Genomic DNA, 17,628 nt, shown 5'->3' on the forward strand with positions numbered 1-17,628 from the left:
GGTTGGTGAACGGCCGGACGAGATCCACGTAAACTGGTGGGTCGGTCGTCCGGCCGTTCCCTTTTCAGCTTTTTGGAGTCTCCCCACCATGACCGAGCAGATCGAGAAGCAGTCACTGGTCGGGGAGGAGTACGAGGTCGAGGTCGGCCCCGTCGCGCACGGAGGCCACTGCATCGCCCGCACCGCCGAGGGCCGGGTCCTGTTCGTCCGCCACACCCTGCCCGGCGAGAAGGTCGTCGCCAAGGTCACCGAAGGCGACGTCGACTCCCGCTTCCTGCGCGCCGACGCCATCACCGTCCTGGACCCCTCCAAGGACCGCGTCGAGGCGCCCTGCCCGTACGCCGGCCCCGGCAAGTGCGGCGGCTGCGACTGGCAGCACGCCAAGCCGGGCGCCCAGCGCCGGCTCAAGGGCGAGGTCGTCGCCGAACAGCTGAAGCGGCTCGCCGGCCTCAGCCCGGAGGAAGCCGGCTGGGACGGCACGGTCATGCCCGCCGAAGGCGACAAGCTGCCGGCCGGCCAGGTGCCGCAGTGGCGCACCCGGGTCCAGTTCGCGATCGACGACGACGGCCGGGTGGGCCTGCGCAAGCACCGCTCGCACGACATCGAGCCGGTCGACCACTGCATGATCGCCGCCCCCGGCGTCAGCGAACTCGGCATCGAACAGCAGGACTGGCCCCAGATGGCGTCGGTGGAGGCCATCGCCGCCTCCGGTTCGAACGACCGCCAGGTCGTCCTCACCCCCCGCCCCGGCGGCCGGCTGCCGCTCGTCGAACTCGACAAGCCCGTCTCGGTCCTGCGCATCGAGGAGAAGGACGGCGGAGTCCACCGCGTCCACGGCCGCCCCTTCGTCCGCGAGCGCGCCGACGGCCGCACCTACCGCGTCGGCATGGGCGGCTTCTGGCAGGTCCACCCGCAAGCCGCCGACACCCTGATCAAGGCCGTCATGCAGGGCCTGATGCCGCGCAAGGGCGAGATGGCCCTCGACCTCTACTGCGGCGTCGGCATCTTCGCGGGCGCCCTCGCCGAACGCCTCGGCGACACCGGCGCGGTACTCGGCATCGAGTCGACGAAGCGCGCCGTCGAGGACGCCCGCCACAACCTGACCGACTTCCCGCGGGTCCGGATCGAGCAGGGCAAGGTCGAGCAGATCCTCCCGAAGACCGGCATCACCGAGTGCGACCTGGTCGTCCTCGACCCGCCCCGCGCCGGCGCCGGCAAGCAGACGGTCCGCCAGGTGGCCGGCCTCACCCCGCGCCGCGTCGCGTACGTGGCCTGCGACCCGGCGGCCCTGGCCCGCGACCTGGGCTACTTCAAGGAGAACGGATACAAGGTCCGCACGCTGCGCGTCTTCGACCTCTTCCCGATGACGCACCACGTGGAGTGCGTGGCGATCCTGGAGCCGGTGGCGAAGGGCGCCTGATCTGCGGTTTTGTGGCCGTCGTGGTCCGCTTCACCTGTTTCCGGCTGTCCAACAGGTGAAGCGCGAGACTGGTCGCCATACGCGCCTTACCTGCGGATCCATCCGGAAGGGAGCGATGTTGCGATCTGACTCATTGTCAAAGGCCAGGCACCTGTCAGGGTGAATGAAACGGTGTCCGGGGTGCTCAGCAGGGGGCGCCCGCACTGATGTGCGCATGATGCGACGTGTCGGGGATCGGGTCAGCACCACCTTCCGGAATGCCCGTCACCTCAACGGTCACGCCTCGAGCCAGCAGGGCCTTTACGGTCTGGACTACCGTGATCTGGGAGAAGCCGAAGAGCGACTCCGGAGTCAGGCTCTCGCGGTTCCTGAGCTGGATGGCAAGAACGATGCGCGAGGGCGTGAAGTCCTTTGGAAGCACGTATTGGTCCTGACTGAGGCGGGCGACCTTCGCAGTGAAATCCGAACGGGCTCGGGCGGACTCCTGGAGCAGTTCCACCGCGACCCTGGCCTGCTGGAACAGGTGACTCAGCGGACCTGAAGCGCTCGCGCGCTTGACCAGGACCAGGGTGCCGTCGGGCGTGAGGAGGTCGCAGATCTCGACTTGGTCCTTCCTTCGGAGAGGATTGGTGATGTTCTTGGTGTCGAGGCAGAGCCACCCCGGCCGTTCGTCGGCCACCCTGTTGTTGTACGCCTTCTCGTGTTCATCATCGTTCCAGGTGGGCAGCGTGATCGAGGGCGAACGGCACAGCATGGCGGTGACCGCGGCCCGGCACTCCTCCACGTAGGTCGCTCCCACTTCGTACCACTCGCCATCCAGCAGGAAGAACCGAAGGGGACCCAGGGAGACCTCCGCCTCCAACCACGACAGGGCGTTGGTGACGGCGAGCATCTCGCCGGCGCTACCCCGGCGGTCCCGCGCCAGCGTGACAGTCCCCTCCCGCAGTACTGCGAGGCGCCTACCGGATGGTGCCAGTCGGGCCCGTTCGAGGACGTAACAGAGGTCGAAGCTGTCGGAACGCCTGGCCTCCGTGCTGTTGATCCGTGTGAGGTACGTCGTGGCCTCCGTGTACGCCTCGTGGTGGTCGAAGGGAACGGAGATGGCGATCCGTTCGCCGCCGGTCAGACCGAGACGGTCGTCCAGAGTCCGTTCGAGGGCTTCGAGGGTGGAAGGGTCGCCGACCGGCGCGATGCGGTCGATGAACTCCAGCTCCGGATGGGGGGCGTCCTCGTGGCAGATGGCGGTGATGGTGCGCAGGTCGGAGAGCAGCTCGCCGGGCTCGATCCCGAGCGCGATTTTCAATCCGCAGCCGCCCTGGGCGCTGACGGCCTTCCCCCGCGCATAGCGCGAGCGGGTGAGCGGCACGCCGTCGAGGTATCCACCCAGGCTCCGCACGATGCGCGAGTGGTCGCGGATGCCGAGCAGGGGCACTGGCGCACCACCGGGAACCAGCGCGATGTCCGTACGTGCATGCCCGAGTGATTTCGAGACCACGCCGCGGATCATGGCCGGATCCATCTGCCGGATGACGAAGGACAGACCGAAACGCTTGTCCTTGAGGTGGTCGGGAATCAGTCGGTACCCCTGGTCGCAGCCGATGCCGTACACCGTGGCGTCTACGGCGAGCAGCAGGACGGCCGCGGTTCGGCGGACATTCTCGGTGACTGCGATGCCGGTGGTGCGCGCCATGGGCGCGCACCATGCAGCTTCGTCGATCTCCATTCCGCAGGTGATGTACACAGCGGGGACGCCGATCAGTTCGGGGAAGTGGACGTCCGCTCCGCGCTCGTCCAGCGTCGCCGCATCGAAGACGTCGAACATGGCTTCTGGTGTGGGAGCGACGGAACTCAACCGGTAGATGGTGCGCACTTCGGTGTTCGTGGTCATCGCGGGCCTCCGTGGAACAGGGGCGAGGAATGCACAGCCCATGCGGACATGCCCTCGCGGCGCATCCCTGTGGGACACGCCGTACACGACTGAGGTTGACATGTGTCTGTGTACAACGTCAACTGATTGCACTCTGGAGGACCTTCTCCTGCCCGTGTACGCTGGGGCCATGACGGAGAAAGCCGCTGCATCAGTCGGCGCCTTGGTTACCGGAGCTGAGATCGCTCGCCTCGCCGGTGTCACCCGGGCGGCTGTCTCCAACTGGCGTCGGCGCCACGACGACTTCCCCGTGCCGGCGGCAGGGGCGGCGAACAGCCCGCTCTTCGCACTGGTCGAGGTCCAGGCCTGGCTCGACAAGCAACGCAAGGGACAAGAGCTCTCGCCCGAGGTCGAGTTGTGGCAAGCTCTTAGGGCGCTTTGCGGAGAGCAGATGGTCGCGGGACTGGCGGAAGTGGCTGCGACCCTCGCCGGGGCGCCCTCGCCCGGCCTGCCGGACGAGTTGGTGGCACGTGTGCGTCGACTCGCCCAGAGCGAAGCGCCTGTCAATCTTGTGAACGGCCTGACCGAGCGGTTCATGGACTCGGCGCGGCGGGCAGGATCGGATCAGGTGACCCCCGAACGCATCGTGCGTGCCGTACGCCATTTCGTCCCCGATCTTCCCCGGGGTGCCACCGTCTTCGACCCTGCGTGTGGGATCGGAGTCCTGCTCCTGGCTGTAGGCGCGGGAGCGGACACGCGCTGCTGTGGTCAGGAGTCGGACGCGGACAGCGCTCGTTTCGCGCAGCTCCGCGCCGATCTCCTGGGACGAACACGCGTCACCGTTGCGGCCGGGGATTCCCTGCGTGCGGACGCCTGGCCGGATCTGAGGGCCGATCTCGTGGTCTGCGATCCGCCGGCCGGTATCACCGAGTGGGGGCGGGAGGAGTTGCTGCTTGACTCCCGCTGGGAGCTGGGCACGCCTTCCAAGGCCGAGAGTGAGCTCGCCTGGCTGCAGCATGCTTACGCGCACACCGGGCCGGGCGGCCACGTTCTCATGGTCATGCCTGCCTCAGTCGCCTATCGCAAGGCAGGGCGCCGGATCCGCTCGGAGCTGGTGCGCCGCGGCATCCTGAGACAAGTGGTGGCCCTCCCGCCGGGCGCGGCCACCTCGCACTCCCTTCCGGTGCACGTTTGGTGTCTCCAGCGCCCGGAGGGTTCCGGACACGCCGACACGAACCACACGGTGCACATGGTCGATCTGACCGGCAACAGCCCTGACGGCAGCTTGGATCCCCGCCCCGATCAGATCGCCGACGTGCCATTGATCGAACTCCTCGACGACACCGTCGATCTCACCCCCGGTGCGCACCTCCGGTCCCGGCACCGTGACTACTGCGCGGAGTACTCCGCGCTCCGTGCGGAAGTAGAGAAGAGAGTCCGCCGCTTGGTCACTCTGCTGCCCGAGCTGGCCGACGGCGGTGGACCGGGCTCGCTTGACGGCGCGACCACCAGCGTCGCGGATCTCGCTCGGGCCGGGCTGGTCAGCTACGAGGACTCGGAGCCGGTCTCGGCCAGCGATCAGCTCGACACGGACTACCTGCGGGGGTTCTTGCGCAGCTCCGTGAACACTCGTCGGTCCACGAGTGCCAGCGGGAGCTACCGTCTGGATTCTCGCGGCGCGCGGATCCCCCGGATGGGCATCGACGAGCAACGTCGCTACGGCTCCGCCTTCCGCGTGCTGTCCGAGTTCGAGCGGGACGTGCACGAGATCGTCGAGTTGAGCGGGCATCTCGCCGATCTCGCGCGGGACGGGCTGGCCACGGGGGGACTGGCGCCCGAGGGGTGAGGTGTGCTGCGGAGGCGCACCCGTATCCGTGGCAATCGGTACTGGTGCCGGTCAGGTGGAGCGGGCGGAAGGGGGCAGGAAGGGGCTCGGATCGGAGCTCCAGGTGACGACCAGTGCTTCGCGAGCGCGCGTGCAGGCGACGAAGAGCAGGCAGCGTTCCCGGAGCAGGTCGGCCTCGTGCTGCAGCGCGTCCGATTCCCGAGCCGTGATCTCGCGGGCGAACGGGATGGTGCCGTCACTGACGCCGAGGACGGAGACCGCCCGGAATTCGAGCCCCTTCATCGAGTGCATGGTCGCCAGCCGTACGCCCTCGGTTCCAGGCGGTAGCTGCCCCTTGACGCGTACGGCCGGGATACCGGCTGACCTCAGCTTCTCCTCGGCGGCGTTCAGCAAGAGGTTGAAGCGTGCACAGACGCCGATCTCGTGCGGCGCGAGCCCTCCGGCCACCCACGAGCGGACTTGGTCCACCAGGGCCTCGACCTCTTCTGCCTGCGTCGTGTACTCCCGGGACCGAGGCCGTTTCCCGTGCAGCAGCGAACGGTACCCGGACAGCGAGTCCGTTCCTTCGCCCTCCAGTGAGTCGACGGCGATCGGGGCGAGGAGTTCCGCCGACCAGGTGAGGATCTCTTCGGTGGAGCGGTAGTTGACACGTAGCCGGAAGCTGCGACCGGTGGTGGCGATGCCCAGGGTACCGAGAGCCACCCGGGAGTCGTAGATTCGTTGATGCGGGTCACCGGTGACGAACAGGTCGTCGGGACCCGCAGGAACGGCGGCGCGCAGCACTCGCCACTGCGCGGGGTGAAGGTCCTGGGCCTCGTCAACCACGACGTGAGCGTATGGCGTCGACCCGGCCCCGAGGAGCTCCGCCGCACGCGCGCAGATCCGCAGGTGTGTGGTCTCGCCCCGGCCGCCGAGGAGCTGTTCAAAGCGCTCGACGCCGCTCCAGACTTGGCGACGGCGAGCGGCTCCGAGGCCGGTGCCGCGGCCGCGGCGGCTCGCGCCGAGGTATGCATCGAGACCACGCAGGTTCTGACCGAGGACGACGTGGCGGTACTCCTGCGCCAGGAACTGAGCGCTGAACGGCAGGCCGAGCTGCTTGATCGCCTTGCCCCACAGCTGCAGCTGTTCCCGGTCCCCGACCGGCTTGAGCGCGGTTGCCGAAGCCGACCGTACGATTCCGTTCGCGAAGGCGTCGACCGTCGTCACATCCACCCGCGCGAGTGCCTTCTCGTCCTCGTCGAGGAGCAGACCGAGCATGTCGCGCAGTCCGGAGGCGAGTGCGTTGGTGTAAGTGGTGAGCAGGATACGGCCGTTCTCGGACCGGCTGAGGAGATGCCGTACCCGATGCAGGGCCGCCACCGTCTTGCCGGTGCCGGGTCCACCGGTGACCTGGACGGGACCGCCGTACGAAGCGCGGTAGGCGACGCGGCGCTGGGAGGGGTGGAGGAAGACCCGCCAAGCCTCGAACGGCTTTTCCAGGATTTCCTCCAGTTCCTGCGGTCCCGTGATCAGACGGATGCGGGCGGCGGTGTTGGCGATGACCGTCGCCAGGTCCTCGACAGGCTCGGCCGGGGCGTCCGCCGGCCGTCGGACGGCCACGACGTCCCGGTACACCTCCTCGGGGCTGAAGCCTTCGGCGAGGTACTGGAGAACCTCCAGCTGATCCTCCGGCAGGAGCGTGGCGAAGGCGTTGAGCTGCTGCTTGTCCACCAGCGAGCGCGCGGCGCGCAGTACTTGATCGTCGACGCCCAGCTCACGGAGGGTTCCGTCGGACACCTTCGCGAACAGCCGCCGCGGCACCCGGAGCGAGGCTGTCTCGTACAGCGGAGTCAGCTCGTCCAGAGCGACTGCGTTGCGGACCTCCAGCGCCCGTGTCGCGGAGTTCGCGCTGTACAGCCGCTTCGCAGCCCAGGTGTAGGCGTCGTCATGCGCAAGCACATTGACGAGGAGGAACACATCGCTGCCGTCGTCGGGGGCGAGCACGACACCCCGCCAGAAGTCGGTGATGCGGATGGTACGCATCCGGGCGTCGCGCGCCTTCTCGACGGACTCCAGGTGCAACCCCTTGTCCGCATGGAGCTCGGCCGCGCTCAGAGCCTGGAACTTCGCCATGGCCTTGCGCACACCGGCGCGCACCGGCTTCTCCAAGCTCTCGTAACCGTCCCAGAAGCTCTGGGCGAATGCGAGCCGGGGCATGAGGTCCTCCCGTGTCTGCCTGACGATGGGTCGTGATCAAAGACGTGCCTCGGTCCCGGCGAGCTGCCCGGCGATGCGCTCCAGCTCCGACAGCAGCCCTTCGGCCGGGCACGAGAGGTCGAGGCTGTGCTGGTACAGCCGGATCCCCGCTCCGCGTACCTCGTGGACGCGCAGGGGAACGCGGCCCGCGGCGTACACCAGGTGGGCCTCACCCAGCCCAAGGACAGCGGCGTAGGCGAGCGCCTGGTACAGGTCGTCGTTGAGGTGGCCGTCGGCCTTCACCACCTTGTACTTCGCGTCGACGACGGCGACGGGAGTGCGGCCGTCGCCGGTGCGCACGACCAGGTCCGGACGCATGCGGACGCTCTCGGCGGTGTCGAGGTGGTGAGGGTCCTGCAGGCGCGCGGTCAGGCCGTGCTCCCGCAGGGCCTCGCGCAGTCCGACCGTGACGAAGTCCTCGAACAGCCGGTTCATGTCGATCAGGAAGCCGTCCATGGCGAGTGGAGCAGCTCCGGCCGGCCGGTGTTCGGGGGACGTGCCGCGCAGGACGGCCTCGGCCAGCCGCAAGGCCGGCTGGTAACGGGAGTTGAGACGCGTCGCCTGCCATCGGGGCAGTTCCCTGCCCAGCACCAGGGGAAGGGCATCCGCGAGGCGGACGCGATGGCGGGCCAGTCGGCGTCGGACGGGCCCGCTCACCCCCGGCAGGTGGAGCAGCCGTTCAACGGCGGCGCGCAGGATGCGGTTCTCGGCGGTGTCGGCCGTGTAGTCGTCATGGCTGATCTCGACGGGCGGTGTCCGGCCGAAATGCCGTCGGACCTGATCGGCCTCCCGTATCCGTCCACGGACGAAGGGAGCGGACTCCTCCACCGTCCGGTAACCCTGAAGAACGCCTAGCCGCAGGGCCGCGTCGATCTGCCGTTCCACGGCGTGCGCGAGCGAAGGAACGACGTCGTCGTGCCCTCCGGTGTCGATCGTGCCCTCCCGGCTGTCCCGCCAGGCCCGTGCCGGGTCGAGACTGAAGCCGAGCAAAAAGAACAGCCGGCTCACGGACGTCTTGGGCGCGATCCGTACGACAGGACCGCCGGGGACCCGCACCGCGCCGATGGTGCTCCCCGCCCGCAGGAGCCAGTGCCCCTCCCGGCCGGGATCGGGGGTGGCGCTCCGTAGGATGCTCGCCGCGGCGAGGGCCCGTCCGGCGTCGGTGGTGAGAGGAACGGAGACGGCCGGACCGTGCTCGCGCAATGACACGTCCTCCGAGCTCACACGAGCTTCTTCCGCAGGGCGTCGAGGCCGTAGCGGGCGGCGATGTCGAGACCCTCGCCGTAGTGGTGCTCTTCCAGGAGGGGAAGGATCTTCGTGCGCCACGTCCGGTCGAGGCCGCCCTCGCGGTACACGCCCGGCTTCATCAGGTACGACGGGCCGACGGCGAAGTCGGGGTCGTCGATGAGGACGTTGAGGGCATCGAGGAGCCGGGCGGGTTCCTCGTCCTTCTTCTCGCGCTCCAGCCAGCGTGCGAGAAGACCGGCGGTCGGCTCGGTACGAGGTGACAGCTCCACGAACGCGAACCGGCGGCGCATGGCCGCGTCCACCAGTGCGATGGACCGATCGGCCGTGTTCATGGTGCCGATCACGAAGAGGTTGGGCGGCAGCCCGAAGTCGTCCCCCGAGTAGGTGAGCCGGACGGACCGCTTGCGGTATTCCAGCAGGAAGTACAGCTCGCCGAAGACCTTGGCCAGGTTGGCGCGGTTCATCTCGTCGATGATCAGAAAATGGGGGACGTGCCGGTTGCCCTCGCGGGAGGCGAGGTCCGCCAGCTCGCGGAGCGGTCCGGCGGTCAGCCGGAAGGCCACCTCCCTGGTCTCGGGGTCCTCCACGGGCCGGAACCCCTCGAAGAAGTCCTCGTAGGCGTAGGACGGGTGAAACTGGACGATCTTGACCTGCTCGGGGCCCCCGCCGAAGTGCTCCGCCAGCTTCATGGCCAGATAGGTCTTGCCCGTGCCCGGCGGGCCGTAGAGCACCAGCTGACGGTCGTCGATGAGGAGCTCGCGCACCTCGTCAAGCCAATCCCGCTCATGGACGAGGAGTTCGGCCAGCAGGTCGTCCGTGACCTCCGGCAGGACCAGCTCCCGCTGGGCCGCGCCCTCGGCGGAAGGCAGCAGGACGGCGGTACTGCCCTCGTCCGTGCCGACGGACCCGGACAGTGTGTCCAGTGCTTCCAGGACAACGGTGAGGTCGACGACGTCATGCTGTGCCGACAGCTTCTGCTGAACTTCCTCGGGGAGCTCCTCGTACGGGTGGCTGACGGGCAGCCAGGACACTGTCCGCCGCAAATTCGACAGCCCGCCCGGGGAGGCGGTCTGCACGGCGTCGCCTGTGATCCGGCCGACGTGCAGGCGCCCGTCGCTTATGGTCGTCACCGTGTCGCCCACCCGCATCTGGGTGAGGAATGCGTGGAGTTCGTCGACGAGGCCGCGCTTCTGGTTGTAGGAGGCCGCCCCCTCGTAGCCGTCCTCGACGTAACGGCGCAACGCGCTCTTGGTCGGATCGTCCTCCTCGACGGGCGGCAGATGAGCCCCGGAGAGCGAGACGAGCCGCTCCTCCAGCCACAGTTGCCGCACCAGGTTGTGCCCCGACACGTTGGAACCGCGCACCAGCCATGCCTTGCGCGGTGCCCGCCAGCTGGTGGAGAGGTAGTCGCCGAGTGGATGGCCCTCGGCGGTCCGCCAGGATTCGGGACCGGAGGCGTCGTACCCGTAGACCAGTCCCGCCGCCGCGGACGAGGAGTTGCACGTGATGTCCCGGGTCGCCACCCACCGTGCGGGTGCCTCCGGCAGGTCGGGGCTCGCCGGGGCGTCGGTGAACGCGCCGTTCGCCCGGAGTGCCGCGCGCGAGCGGCGCCGGTGTTCGCCCAGGCCGGGCCATGTGTCGGCAGCCGCCATCGACTCCGCCAGCAGGAGGAACTTGTGGGTGCCGTTGCCGCCGAATTCGGTGAGGAGCCGGCCCCGCGCCACCCCGCCGCCCCTGGGGAGTGTGATGTGGAACTCCGGAGCGCCGGGGAGGAATTCGGGCTGGGGCATGGATGACCTTCCGGGGCGGACCTGCGGGCACTATCGCAGAGCCTACTTGTTGACACTGTCAAAGGATCATGCCGTACGGGAAATTGCTCACCGCCGGGAGGGCAGGACGCTCGACGGGAGCGAGAACGTGCTGCCGTCGGCGAACAGGTGGCGGCCGTTCTCGTAGAGCTGGCCGAGGCGGACGAGCTGGGTGTCCCGGGTGTCCTGATCGTCGTCCTTCGCGCCGAGCAGGGCATCGCGGGCGGCCAGGACCTCGCCGCGCAGGGTCGCGGGATAGGCGTTCTGCTCGGCGAGATGGATGGCGTAGAGCGCGGCACGCACCACCGGGTCGATTCCGGCCATGAGGCTGTCCACCCGGTCCGAGGCTTCCCGCATCCCCCTGGTGTTCATGGCCTCGCGCGCGTCCTTGACGTCCTCGGCCGCTTCCGTCATGTCCCGCACGGACTGCGACGGCAGGAGGCCGTTCCCTCGCCGGGCGGCCATGCGCGCTCCGGCCTGGGCGCCCCGAGCCCCCCGGCACAGCTCCAGGGTGTCGCGGGCGGAATCCAGCAGCCCGTCCAGGGACCGGCTCAGGGGTTCTCCCCGCCCGAGAGCCTCGAGATCTGCCGCGATCTCGGTGAGCGCGTCCTTCTCGGCGTGGGTGAGTTCCTGCCTCCATTCGTCCAGGAACTCGGAGTAGCGCTTCAGCAGGCCTACGCCCTTCCGGCGCACGGCTTCGGAGATCATGTTGCGTCGGAGCCGGGCAAGGGACCAGTCCTCGGAACCGATGCGGTAGCGCAGGTCGATGGTCCGGTCGGCGTCGAGCCGTACCTCAAGAGTGAGCGGCACATCGCCCCGCAGCCCGTCTGGACTCGGGTCGACGAAGCCCCCGCAGAACTCGTTGCGCTGGGCCGAGCGCAGGTGCGGCCCTTCCCAGACGTTGAACCGTACGGACGTGCCGTCGGCTCCGTGGATTCCCAGAGTGTCCACCTGGTGCCATTGCGTCGGGTACAGGGTGCCGGCGGGGATCAGGACCTCCACGGTGCCATCCTCCAGCTCGATGCCGATGTGCTGGGCCGTGATCTGCTGGGGGAGGGCGGTGCCGAAGTCGCCGTCGCAGAACGAGCAGGCGCTGAGCCCGGGGGCGTTGACCAGATTGCACGAAGGGCACTTCAGGCCGCCCGTGTCCATCGGCGCGTCACAGTCGAGGCAGACGGAGGCACCGGCGGGGTTGTCGTCGCGGCCGCAGGCCGTGCATTCGGCGAGGGCCACGACCGGGGCGGCCGCGCGCAGGCCGGACAGGTCCGCGGCGCACACGGGGCAGGAGGCGGTGAGTTCGGGGGCGGGGACGTGACAGCCCGGGCAGTCGACCGTGAGGGCGCCGAGGAGCGGGGTGGCGCAGTCCGGGCAGGCCTCGGAGTCGACGGGGATGCCGTCGGTGGTGCAGGTTGCGGACGAGCAGCCGAGGGTGTCGAGGAGACCCGCCTCCACTGCAGCGCCGTGCGCGACGGCGGTCATGGGATCGACGGCGTCCGACACCGCGTCCTTGCCGAAGAGGTCCTGGAGGCCGCGCCGGACGGCCGGAATACGGGTGGAACCGCCGACCAGCAGAACCCGCTGGACGTCCTCGGGCGTCGCGCTGTACCCCGTCAGTACCGTCTCGACCGTCTCCCGCATCCGGTGCAGGTGCCCGGCCAGAAGTTCCTCGAAGTCGGCGCGCCGCACCGATCCGGACCAGGCTCCGCCCTGACGTCCGAGCGGAGCGAGAACGACGTCGACGGCTTCCTGCCCGGACAATTCGACCTTCGCCCGCTCGGCGGCGGCCCGGATACGGGAGTCGTCACCATCACCGTCGAGGGCGCGTCCGACGAGCTGCTTGCGTACGTGGCCGTCGAGCAGCGCGTCGAAGTCGGCTCCGCCAAGGAGGTTGTCCCCGCCGAGTCCGGCCACAGAGAAGTGCCCGGGCCCGATCGTGAGAAGCGATACGTCGAAGGTGCCGCCGCCCAGGTCGAAGACGAGCACGGTCGCGTAGTCCTTGAGTCCGTCCTCGCCGGGCCGGACTCCGAAGGCGTGCGCGGCCGCGGTCGGCTCCTGCACGATCCGCGCCACGTGGAAGCCGGCGAGTCGCCCCGCTTCGCGCACCGCGTCGAACTGCGGCTCGGCGAAGTAGGCGGGCACGGTGATCACCGCCCGCCGGAACGGCACGCCCGCCGCGTCCTCGGCGTCCTTCCTGAGCCTGCGCAGCAGAATGGCGGAGACCTGCACGGGCGAGAGGTAGTGCGTGCCGAGCCGGATCTCCACCGAGCCGTCGGCGCTCTCCCGTACGGGCGGGGCGTCGTCGGGCCGCGCCTCGAGGGCCTGCTTGACGAGCTCGTCCGCCCAGCGCCGCCCGATCAGCCGCTTGACCTCCGTGATCACGGAGAGGGGGTTGCCGAGCTGCCAGTTGAGGGCTTCCTGGCCGACGAGCAGGGCGCCGCGGGAGTCGAGCCCGACGGCCGAAGGGGTGGCCTGGCCGCCGTCCCGGTTGGGCAGGACGAGGGGGACGCCGTCGCGCATCCATGCCGTGACGGAGTTGGTGGTACCGAGGTCGATGCCGAGGGTCCGGTGCATGCGAGTCGCTTCCTGAACGTCGAGGTGCGGCAGTACTGGGTGGAGGGGCGGTGCCCGGTCAGGCGCGGCGGGAACGGCGTCCCCGTCCGGCCGACGCCTTGCGGGGAAGCCGCCGTTGGGAGCGGGTCCTACGCCGGGGCTGGCTCCTTGCGCTGCTCGCCGGGGGCAGCCCGGACTCGGGTACGGGCTCGGGTGCGGGTTCCGCCACGGGCTCCGGTGCCGGACCCGGCACCGCGACGACCACATCCGCGGGCCGCAGCGTGACGGAGCCCCGCCGGAAGCCGGTGACCTTCTCCCGCAGCACGGTGCCGTCCGGGCGGGTCGGATGCGGCTCAGTGCCCACGACGCGCATCTCCGCAGGGTCCGCTGCCCTGCCCAGGACTTCGATCGGGCTGACGTCGTACAGGGCGAACTCGCCGCGCAGCATCACATGGGCCGAGTCGATCTGCTCGCCCAGTACGGCGGCGGCCGATGCCGTCTCCCGGGCGGAGCGAGCCTCGTGCAGGGCTCCGACGCGGCGGCGGGTATCGGCGAGCAGGTCGTCGAGCCGCAGCAGCGATTCCAGCAGGGTGTCCAGACGGGCTTCGGCCTCGTCCCGTTTACCGGACAGGGCGGCCACCCTGTGTCGCAGTTTGTCGAGCTCGGACGGCGTGCTGCCGGCGTCGACGGGGACGGGACGGGTCACGGGCGTTCCTCGGTGTGCTGGCGGGGCAGGGGCGGAGTGAGCATCTCGGCGACGAGGGCGTCGGCGGGCGTGTGGGAGTTCTGGTTGGCCCGCTCGACGAGCGCGTGCCTGGCCGGGTCCTTCCGGGCGGCACTCAGCTCCCGGGCCGCCTGCTTCCGGAGAACCAGCGGCCGGGCGCCGAGCGGGGTGCCGGGGATGAGCTCGTGGAGCGTGGGACCGAACCAGGGGAGCGCGGGCGGCTCGGAGTCGGCGTGCTTCGGGGAAGGTGCTCCGGTGGTCAAAAGAGAGTGTCCTGTCCGGTGTCGGCGTTGCGCCGTGGTGGTCTGGCGGAGGCGGGACCGAAGAGAAACCCCTGGTCCGGCAGCCCGGCGCCGACCCGCTCCGCGCACCTGCGGTCCCGAAGCGCCCCACCGGGATCTCCGGCCGTCTCCCGGACCCGGGCACGGTTGCGGTAGGCGGCCTCCACGATCTGGTCGAACCGTGCGCTGACCCCCGTCCGCATCAGGTCCCGGAGGAACAGCTCGATGACGTCCGAGGGAGAAGCCGCATCCTCCAGGTGCTCGGCGAGATGCAGGAGCGCCTCGTTCAGGTCCTCCCTGACGTGGCCCCGGGTGTGGCTCGGGACGGACGCGGCCGTGTGCAGCAGCTGTACGCGGCGCTCCAGGCCGGCGCGGGCGTCTGCGATGCCGGTGATCCGGGCCGCGGCGACCAGGATGCCCACGAGCCGGTCGTCGACGAGCCGCTCGCCGGGAGACCTCTCCGGGCCGTCGTACCGGAAAATCTCCCGGACGGCGCCGCGTGCCTCGTCCGTACGCCCGAGTGCGGCCGCTGACACGGCCCGCTCGGCGTGGTGCTTGCTGAGCCACAGCCGGGCCGGCATGCATTCCGGGTCGCGGGCGAGGAGGCCCCGCACCTCGTCGACCAGGATCGCGTCCCCCGCGTGCGTACTTTTGATCGCCTTCTCCAAGTCGGCGGTCAGGTGACTGTCGAGGCCTGCCCGGGCCTCCGGGTGCGCGGGTGTCACGGCCAGGGCGCGCGCGAAACGGCTCCGGCTCTCCCGGGGGTCGGAACGCTCGACTCTCTTGCCCTCGGCCACCAGTTCGGCGGTGAGTTCGTCGGCCAGGGAGGTGTCCTGGGGCAGGAGGGAGTGGGCCTGTTCCAGTCCGGCGATCCGTACCCGGGACGAGTAGTCGAGCCCGGTGCGGCTCCGGCCCACGTTCCTTCCCGCTTGCAGGACGGCCGCCCGCTCGTCGTCCTTGAGGGTGTGCCCGAGCCATACCGCCGCATCGAGGTCGGCGAGGGCCTCGCTCCACTTGCAGGCCCGCGCCAGGTCCCGGCCCCGGCCCGCGAGAGCCCGGGCCAGGGATACGGTGCACGCGTCATGACCGGGCAGGTCAGCCGGCATGGAGTCGGGGTGCCGGGCCTCGTAGGCGATGAGGAGCTCGGCGCCGCGGCCGTTGCGAACGAGGTACTCAGCAGCGTCTGCGAGAGTGGTCAGGGCATCCGGTCCGGCGTCCGCGGGAAGGTCGGCGAAGGAGACCGCGCCGCCCTCGCACTCGGCCTCCCAAGCCGTGCTCCAGGCGGAAAGGACGTCCCGCCCGGCCCGGACGTCCAAGGCGCGCAGCAGCTCTGAGATCCGGTTGCGGAGCTGGGCGTGGGCCTGCTCCCAGGCCGCATCGGGCACGGGCTCACCCCGCCGCTCGGTGAGCAGAGCGCGGAAGTCGTCCGAGTCCTCCTCGTCCAGGAGGTACGCCCACAGCACGATCACGACCGCCGCGGTGCGAGCATCGGTGTGCTGCCCCTCCTGAGCCAGCTCGCGGAGAGCGATTACGGCGAGGGCGTGAACGATTCCCGTGTCCGCCTCGACAAGGTCGAAGTCGGGGCACCGGCGCAGTACGTCCGGCCAGTTCCCGACCCGCGCGGCGAGCGCAGCGAGGAGCGTGTCGTGGCGAACGGCGGTGGACCCGATGTCGGGTACACCGAACTCGTGTCGCAGTCGCTGCAGAATCGGCTGCACGATGTTGAACTCGGCTCGCAGGAAAGCCTCTACGGCGGCATCCAACAGGGATTCGGCTGTGACGTCCCAGTCAGGTCCACCGGTCTCGTCCGCCTGCATGCGCTGCCGCCCCCTGGATCCCCCACGTAACAAGAACCACCGTAGGGAGGTGTGTTGGCGACGTCAACGCACTTCTCTGCACATCGGGCGATCTTGGCGTGATTCCACCTTTGAGGGTGACGGGCACCGTCGGGCGGGACGGTCGCGCAGGCTCGATGCCGAAGTCCTCAGTACGGCCCGGACGGTCTTGCCGCTGGGCGGGTGGGGGACCGTCTCCCAGTAGTCGGCGAGGGCAGCGACGAGCGCGAGGCCGTACCCGCCGGTGTGCAGCGCGAGGGGCGGGATGTCCTCGTCGTGAGGGCGGGGGCGCCGAGGAAACCGCCTCCCGTGCGCGTCGGTCAAGTCCACGCGGAGCACTTCGGCCGACGGGTGGAATTGGAGCGCGAGCCGGCTGGTACCGGGGTTGCTGCAGTCGGAGACGTATACGCGGGCGGTGTTCGACAACAGCATCCCGCTGCTGAGCGATGAGCAGACGGAGGACCAGCTCACCGCACGGATGGAGCGGCAGTGGAAGGCGCGGGAACGGGTGACCGTGCCGTTCAGCTTCCTCGTGGAGCAGCAATGTGTTCCGGCACAGGCTGGGCGGGACGGCGCTACATGCGAGCATGCTGGACCACGTGCTTGAGCTCACCGCTCCGCGCAACGTGACGCCAGGTGGTGCCGTTGGAGTTGGAGTTCCAGGGGTGTGAGGTTCGTGGCGGGTGGCTGAACGAACGGTGCACCGCCTGCGATGGCGGCACACCGTTCCTTCAGGGGGTGTGGCGCTTACGCGAAGTCGGTCTCGAGGTCGTCGTCCGGATCGGCCGCCAGTGCGGCCGGCAGCGGCAGCCCGTACTTTTCGCACAGGAAGCGGGTCTGGCAGTACCGCTGGGCCTCGGAGGCCACGCGGCCGAGGACGGCGGAGTTCAGGCCGGCGCTGACGAGGATGCCGACGAACGGCACGACCTTGGCCACGGTTTTGACCGACACCTTGGAGCCCGCCGGGCTCAGGTGCTTCATCAACTTTTCAAGAGCGGCCGCGAGTTTGTGGTCGTGACGGAGCTTGTCCGACCACCTCACGCGCCCCTTGAGTGCCTGCGCCGCCTGAGCGGTCTGGCGCAGCGGCTCGGCCTTGGCCACCTGCGCTTTGAAGGACTGGTGCACCAGGCGCTGGATGAAGAGCTGTTCATCCGGGTCCTTGGCGTCATAGCCGTAGGAGTACGCGATGCGCGCGGCTATCGACGCGCTCAGGACTTGGATGACGAGGATGTCCGCCGTCATCGCGGCAGGGATACCGGCGACGGGGACCATGGCCAGTGCACCCATGGCGCCCCCCTCGAACGCGCCGGCGGTCCGCCACTTCATGGTGTTGGCGCCCAGCAGACGGTCGCAGACCTTGAGGTCCTGCTCCCGCAGATCGGCGAAGCTGTCGATCTCGAGCCCTTGCTTTCGGGCGATTTTCTCGACGCTCTTCGGGTCGTTGAGCTCCAACGCCCAGTCGTTGACCAGGTCGAGCAGCGCCGTCGCGCCCGCGGCCGCAGGTCGCAGGGCCGCATCGGCGATCGCGTCACCCGCGCGACGTATGGGCTCCTTGACCGCTTCCGGCACGGCCTCCTTTACTCGACGCCCGGCGCTTCCCGCGACCTCCCCGGTGCGGTCGAGGGCGTTGGTCGCCCATTTGGGCAGACCACGACGGTTGTTGCGGCGCTCCCAGTGTTCGTTGAGCGCCTTCCACACCTGTTCCTCGTACGTGCTCATCGAGGGTGGGGCCGTGTGAATGCTCAATGAGATTCTCCATTTCGAGGGTGACGGCAGGGTGCACGGGACCGATGAATTGAGGTTGAGCGGGTGGC

The 17,628-nt window shown here is 69.5% G+C and carries 11 protein-coding genes and 1 pseudogene; 3 read left to right on the forward strand and 9 right to left on the reverse strand.

Features of this window, described 5'->3' with window-relative positions; all coding sequences use genetic code 11:
* Nucleotides 1-88 precede the first annotated feature (88 nt).
* Nucleotides 89-1,420, forward strand: coding sequence for a class I SAM-dependent RNA methyltransferase (locus tag ACFYW3_RS00640; protein WP_389385118.1), 1,332 nt, complete (start codon nucleotides 89-91; stop codon nucleotides 1,418-1,420).
* Nucleotides 1,421-1,604: 184 nt separating this feature from the next.
* Here the strand turns inward: ACFYW3_RS00640 and ACFYW3_RS00645 are convergent, their stop codons facing one another.
* A complete protein-coding gene (locus tag ACFYW3_RS00645) occupies nucleotides 1,605-3,308 on the reverse strand; it encodes a TIGR04141 family sporadically distributed protein (protein WP_389385119.1) in 1,704 nt (567 codons plus the stop codon).
* Nucleotides 3,309-3,477: 169 nt separating this feature from the next.
* Here ACFYW3_RS00645 and ACFYW3_RS00650 point away from each other — a divergent pair, with 169 nt between their 5' ends.
* Nucleotides 3,478-5,133 carry an N-6 DNA methylase gene (locus ACFYW3_RS00650; protein ID WP_351761225.1) on the forward strand — a complete coding sequence of 552 codons (1,656 nt, stop codon included), beginning with the start codon at nucleotides 3,478-3,480 and terminating at the stop codon, nucleotides 5,131-5,133.
* A gap of 51 nt (nucleotides 5,134-5,184) precedes the next feature.
* Here the strand turns inward: ACFYW3_RS00650 and ACFYW3_RS00655 are convergent, their stop codons facing one another.
* The 7 genes from ACFYW3_RS00655 to ACFYW3_RS00685 form a co-directional block, all read right to left on the reverse strand.
* The gene (locus ACFYW3_RS00655) at nucleotides 5,185-7,329 is read right to left on the reverse strand and encodes a UvrD-helicase domain-containing protein (RefSeq protein WP_389385120.1); all 2,145 of its coding nucleotides are present in this window, start codon (nucleotides 7,327-7,329) and stop codon (nucleotides 5,185-5,187) included.
* Between the two features lie 36 nt (nucleotides 7,330-7,365).
* Nucleotides 7,366-8,592, reverse strand: a complete 1,227-nt coding sequence (locus tag ACFYW3_RS00660) for an McrC family protein (protein WP_389385121.1) — start codon at nucleotides 8,590-8,592, stop codon at nucleotides 7,366-7,368.
* Nucleotides 8,589-10,406, reverse strand: coding sequence for an AAA family ATPase (locus ACFYW3_RS00665; protein ID WP_389385122.1), 1,818 nt, complete (start codon nucleotides 10,404-10,406; stop codon nucleotides 8,589-8,591). The genes ACFYW3_RS00660 and ACFYW3_RS00665 overlap by 4 nt, the downstream gene beginning before the upstream one ends.
* A gap of 87 nt (nucleotides 10,407-10,493) precedes the next feature.
* Complete coding sequence (locus ACFYW3_RS00670) at nucleotides 10,494-12,995, reverse strand: Hsp70 family protein (protein ID WP_351761215.1); 2,502 nt, start codon at nucleotides 12,993-12,995, stop codon at nucleotides 10,494-10,496.
* A gap of 58 nt (nucleotides 12,996-13,053) precedes the next feature.
* Nucleotides 13,054-13,680: a nucleotide exchange factor GrpE gene (gene grpE, locus ACFYW3_RS00675; RefSeq protein ID WP_389385123.1), complete on the reverse strand. Its 627-nt coding sequence runs from the start codon at nucleotides 13,678-13,680 to the stop codon at nucleotides 13,054-13,056.
* Complete coding sequence (locus tag ACFYW3_RS00680; protein WP_351761209.1) at nucleotides 13,677-13,961, reverse strand: hypothetical protein; 285 nt, start codon at nucleotides 13,959-13,961, stop codon at nucleotides 13,677-13,679. The genes grpE and ACFYW3_RS00680 overlap by 4 nt, the downstream gene beginning before the upstream one ends.
* Complete coding sequence (locus tag ACFYW3_RS00685) at nucleotides 13,958-15,796, reverse strand: hypothetical protein (RefSeq protein WP_389385124.1); 1,839 nt, start codon at nucleotides 15,794-15,796, stop codon at nucleotides 13,958-13,960. The genes ACFYW3_RS00680 and ACFYW3_RS00685 overlap by 4 nt, the downstream gene beginning before the upstream one ends.
* A 388-nt stretch (nucleotides 15,797-16,184) precedes the next feature.
* On the opposite strand from ACFYW3_RS00685, the pseudogene ACFYW3_RS00690 reads away from it, so the two are divergent.
* Nucleotides 16,185-16,483 (forward strand): annotated as a pseudogene (locus tag ACFYW3_RS00690) (Scr1 family TA system antitoxin-like transcriptional regulator); the annotation flags it as partial.
* Nucleotides 16,484-16,561: 78 nt separating this feature from the next.
* Here the strand turns inward: ACFYW3_RS00690 and ACFYW3_RS00695 are convergent.
* Nucleotides 16,562-17,533 carry an EcsC family protein gene (locus ACFYW3_RS00695; RefSeq protein WP_351761203.1) on the reverse strand — a complete coding sequence of 324 codons (972 nt, stop codon included), beginning with the start codon at nucleotides 17,531-17,533 and terminating at the stop codon, nucleotides 16,562-16,564.
* Between the last annotated feature and the right edge of the window lie 95 nt (nucleotides 17,534-17,628).

Source organism: Streptomyces sp. NPDC002602, assembly GCF_042889445.1.
Taxonomy (GTDB): domain Bacteria; phylum Actinomycetota; class Actinomycetes; order Streptomycetales; family Streptomycetaceae; genus Streptomyces.

Excerpts from the sequence above, each read along its gene's own strand:
- ACFYW3_RS00665 (WP_389385122.1), bottom strand. The coding sequence starts at position 10,406 with ATGCCCCAGCCCGAATTCCTCCCCGGCGCTCCGGAGTTCCACATCACA.
- ACFYW3_RS00685 (WP_389385124.1), bottom strand. The coding sequence starts at position 15,796 with ATGCAGGCGGACGAGACCGGTGGACCTGACTGGGACGTCACAGCCGAA.
- ACFYW3_RS00645 (WP_389385119.1), bottom strand. The coding sequence starts at position 3,308 with ATGACCACGAACACCGAAGTGCGCACCATCTACCGGTTGAGTTCCGTC.
- ACFYW3_RS00670 (WP_351761215.1), bottom strand. The coding sequence starts at position 12,995 with ATGCACCGGACCCTCGGCATCGACCTCGGTACCACCAACTCCGTCACG.
- ACFYW3_RS00655 (WP_389385120.1), bottom strand. The coding sequence starts at position 7,329 with ATGCCCCGGCTCGCATTCGCCCAGAGCTTCTGGGACGGTTACGAGAGC.
- ACFYW3_RS00650 (WP_351761225.1), top strand. The coding sequence starts at position 3,478 with ATGACGGAGAAAGCCGCTGCATCAGTCGGCGCCTTGGTTACCGGAGCT.
- ACFYW3_RS00640 (WP_389385118.1), top strand. The coding sequence starts at position 89 with ATGACCGAGCAGATCGAGAAGCAGTCACTGGTCGGGGAGGAGTACGAG.
- ACFYW3_RS00695 (WP_351761203.1), bottom strand. The coding sequence starts at position 17,533 with ATGAGCACGTACGAGGAACAGGTGTGGAAGGCGCTCAACGAACACTGG.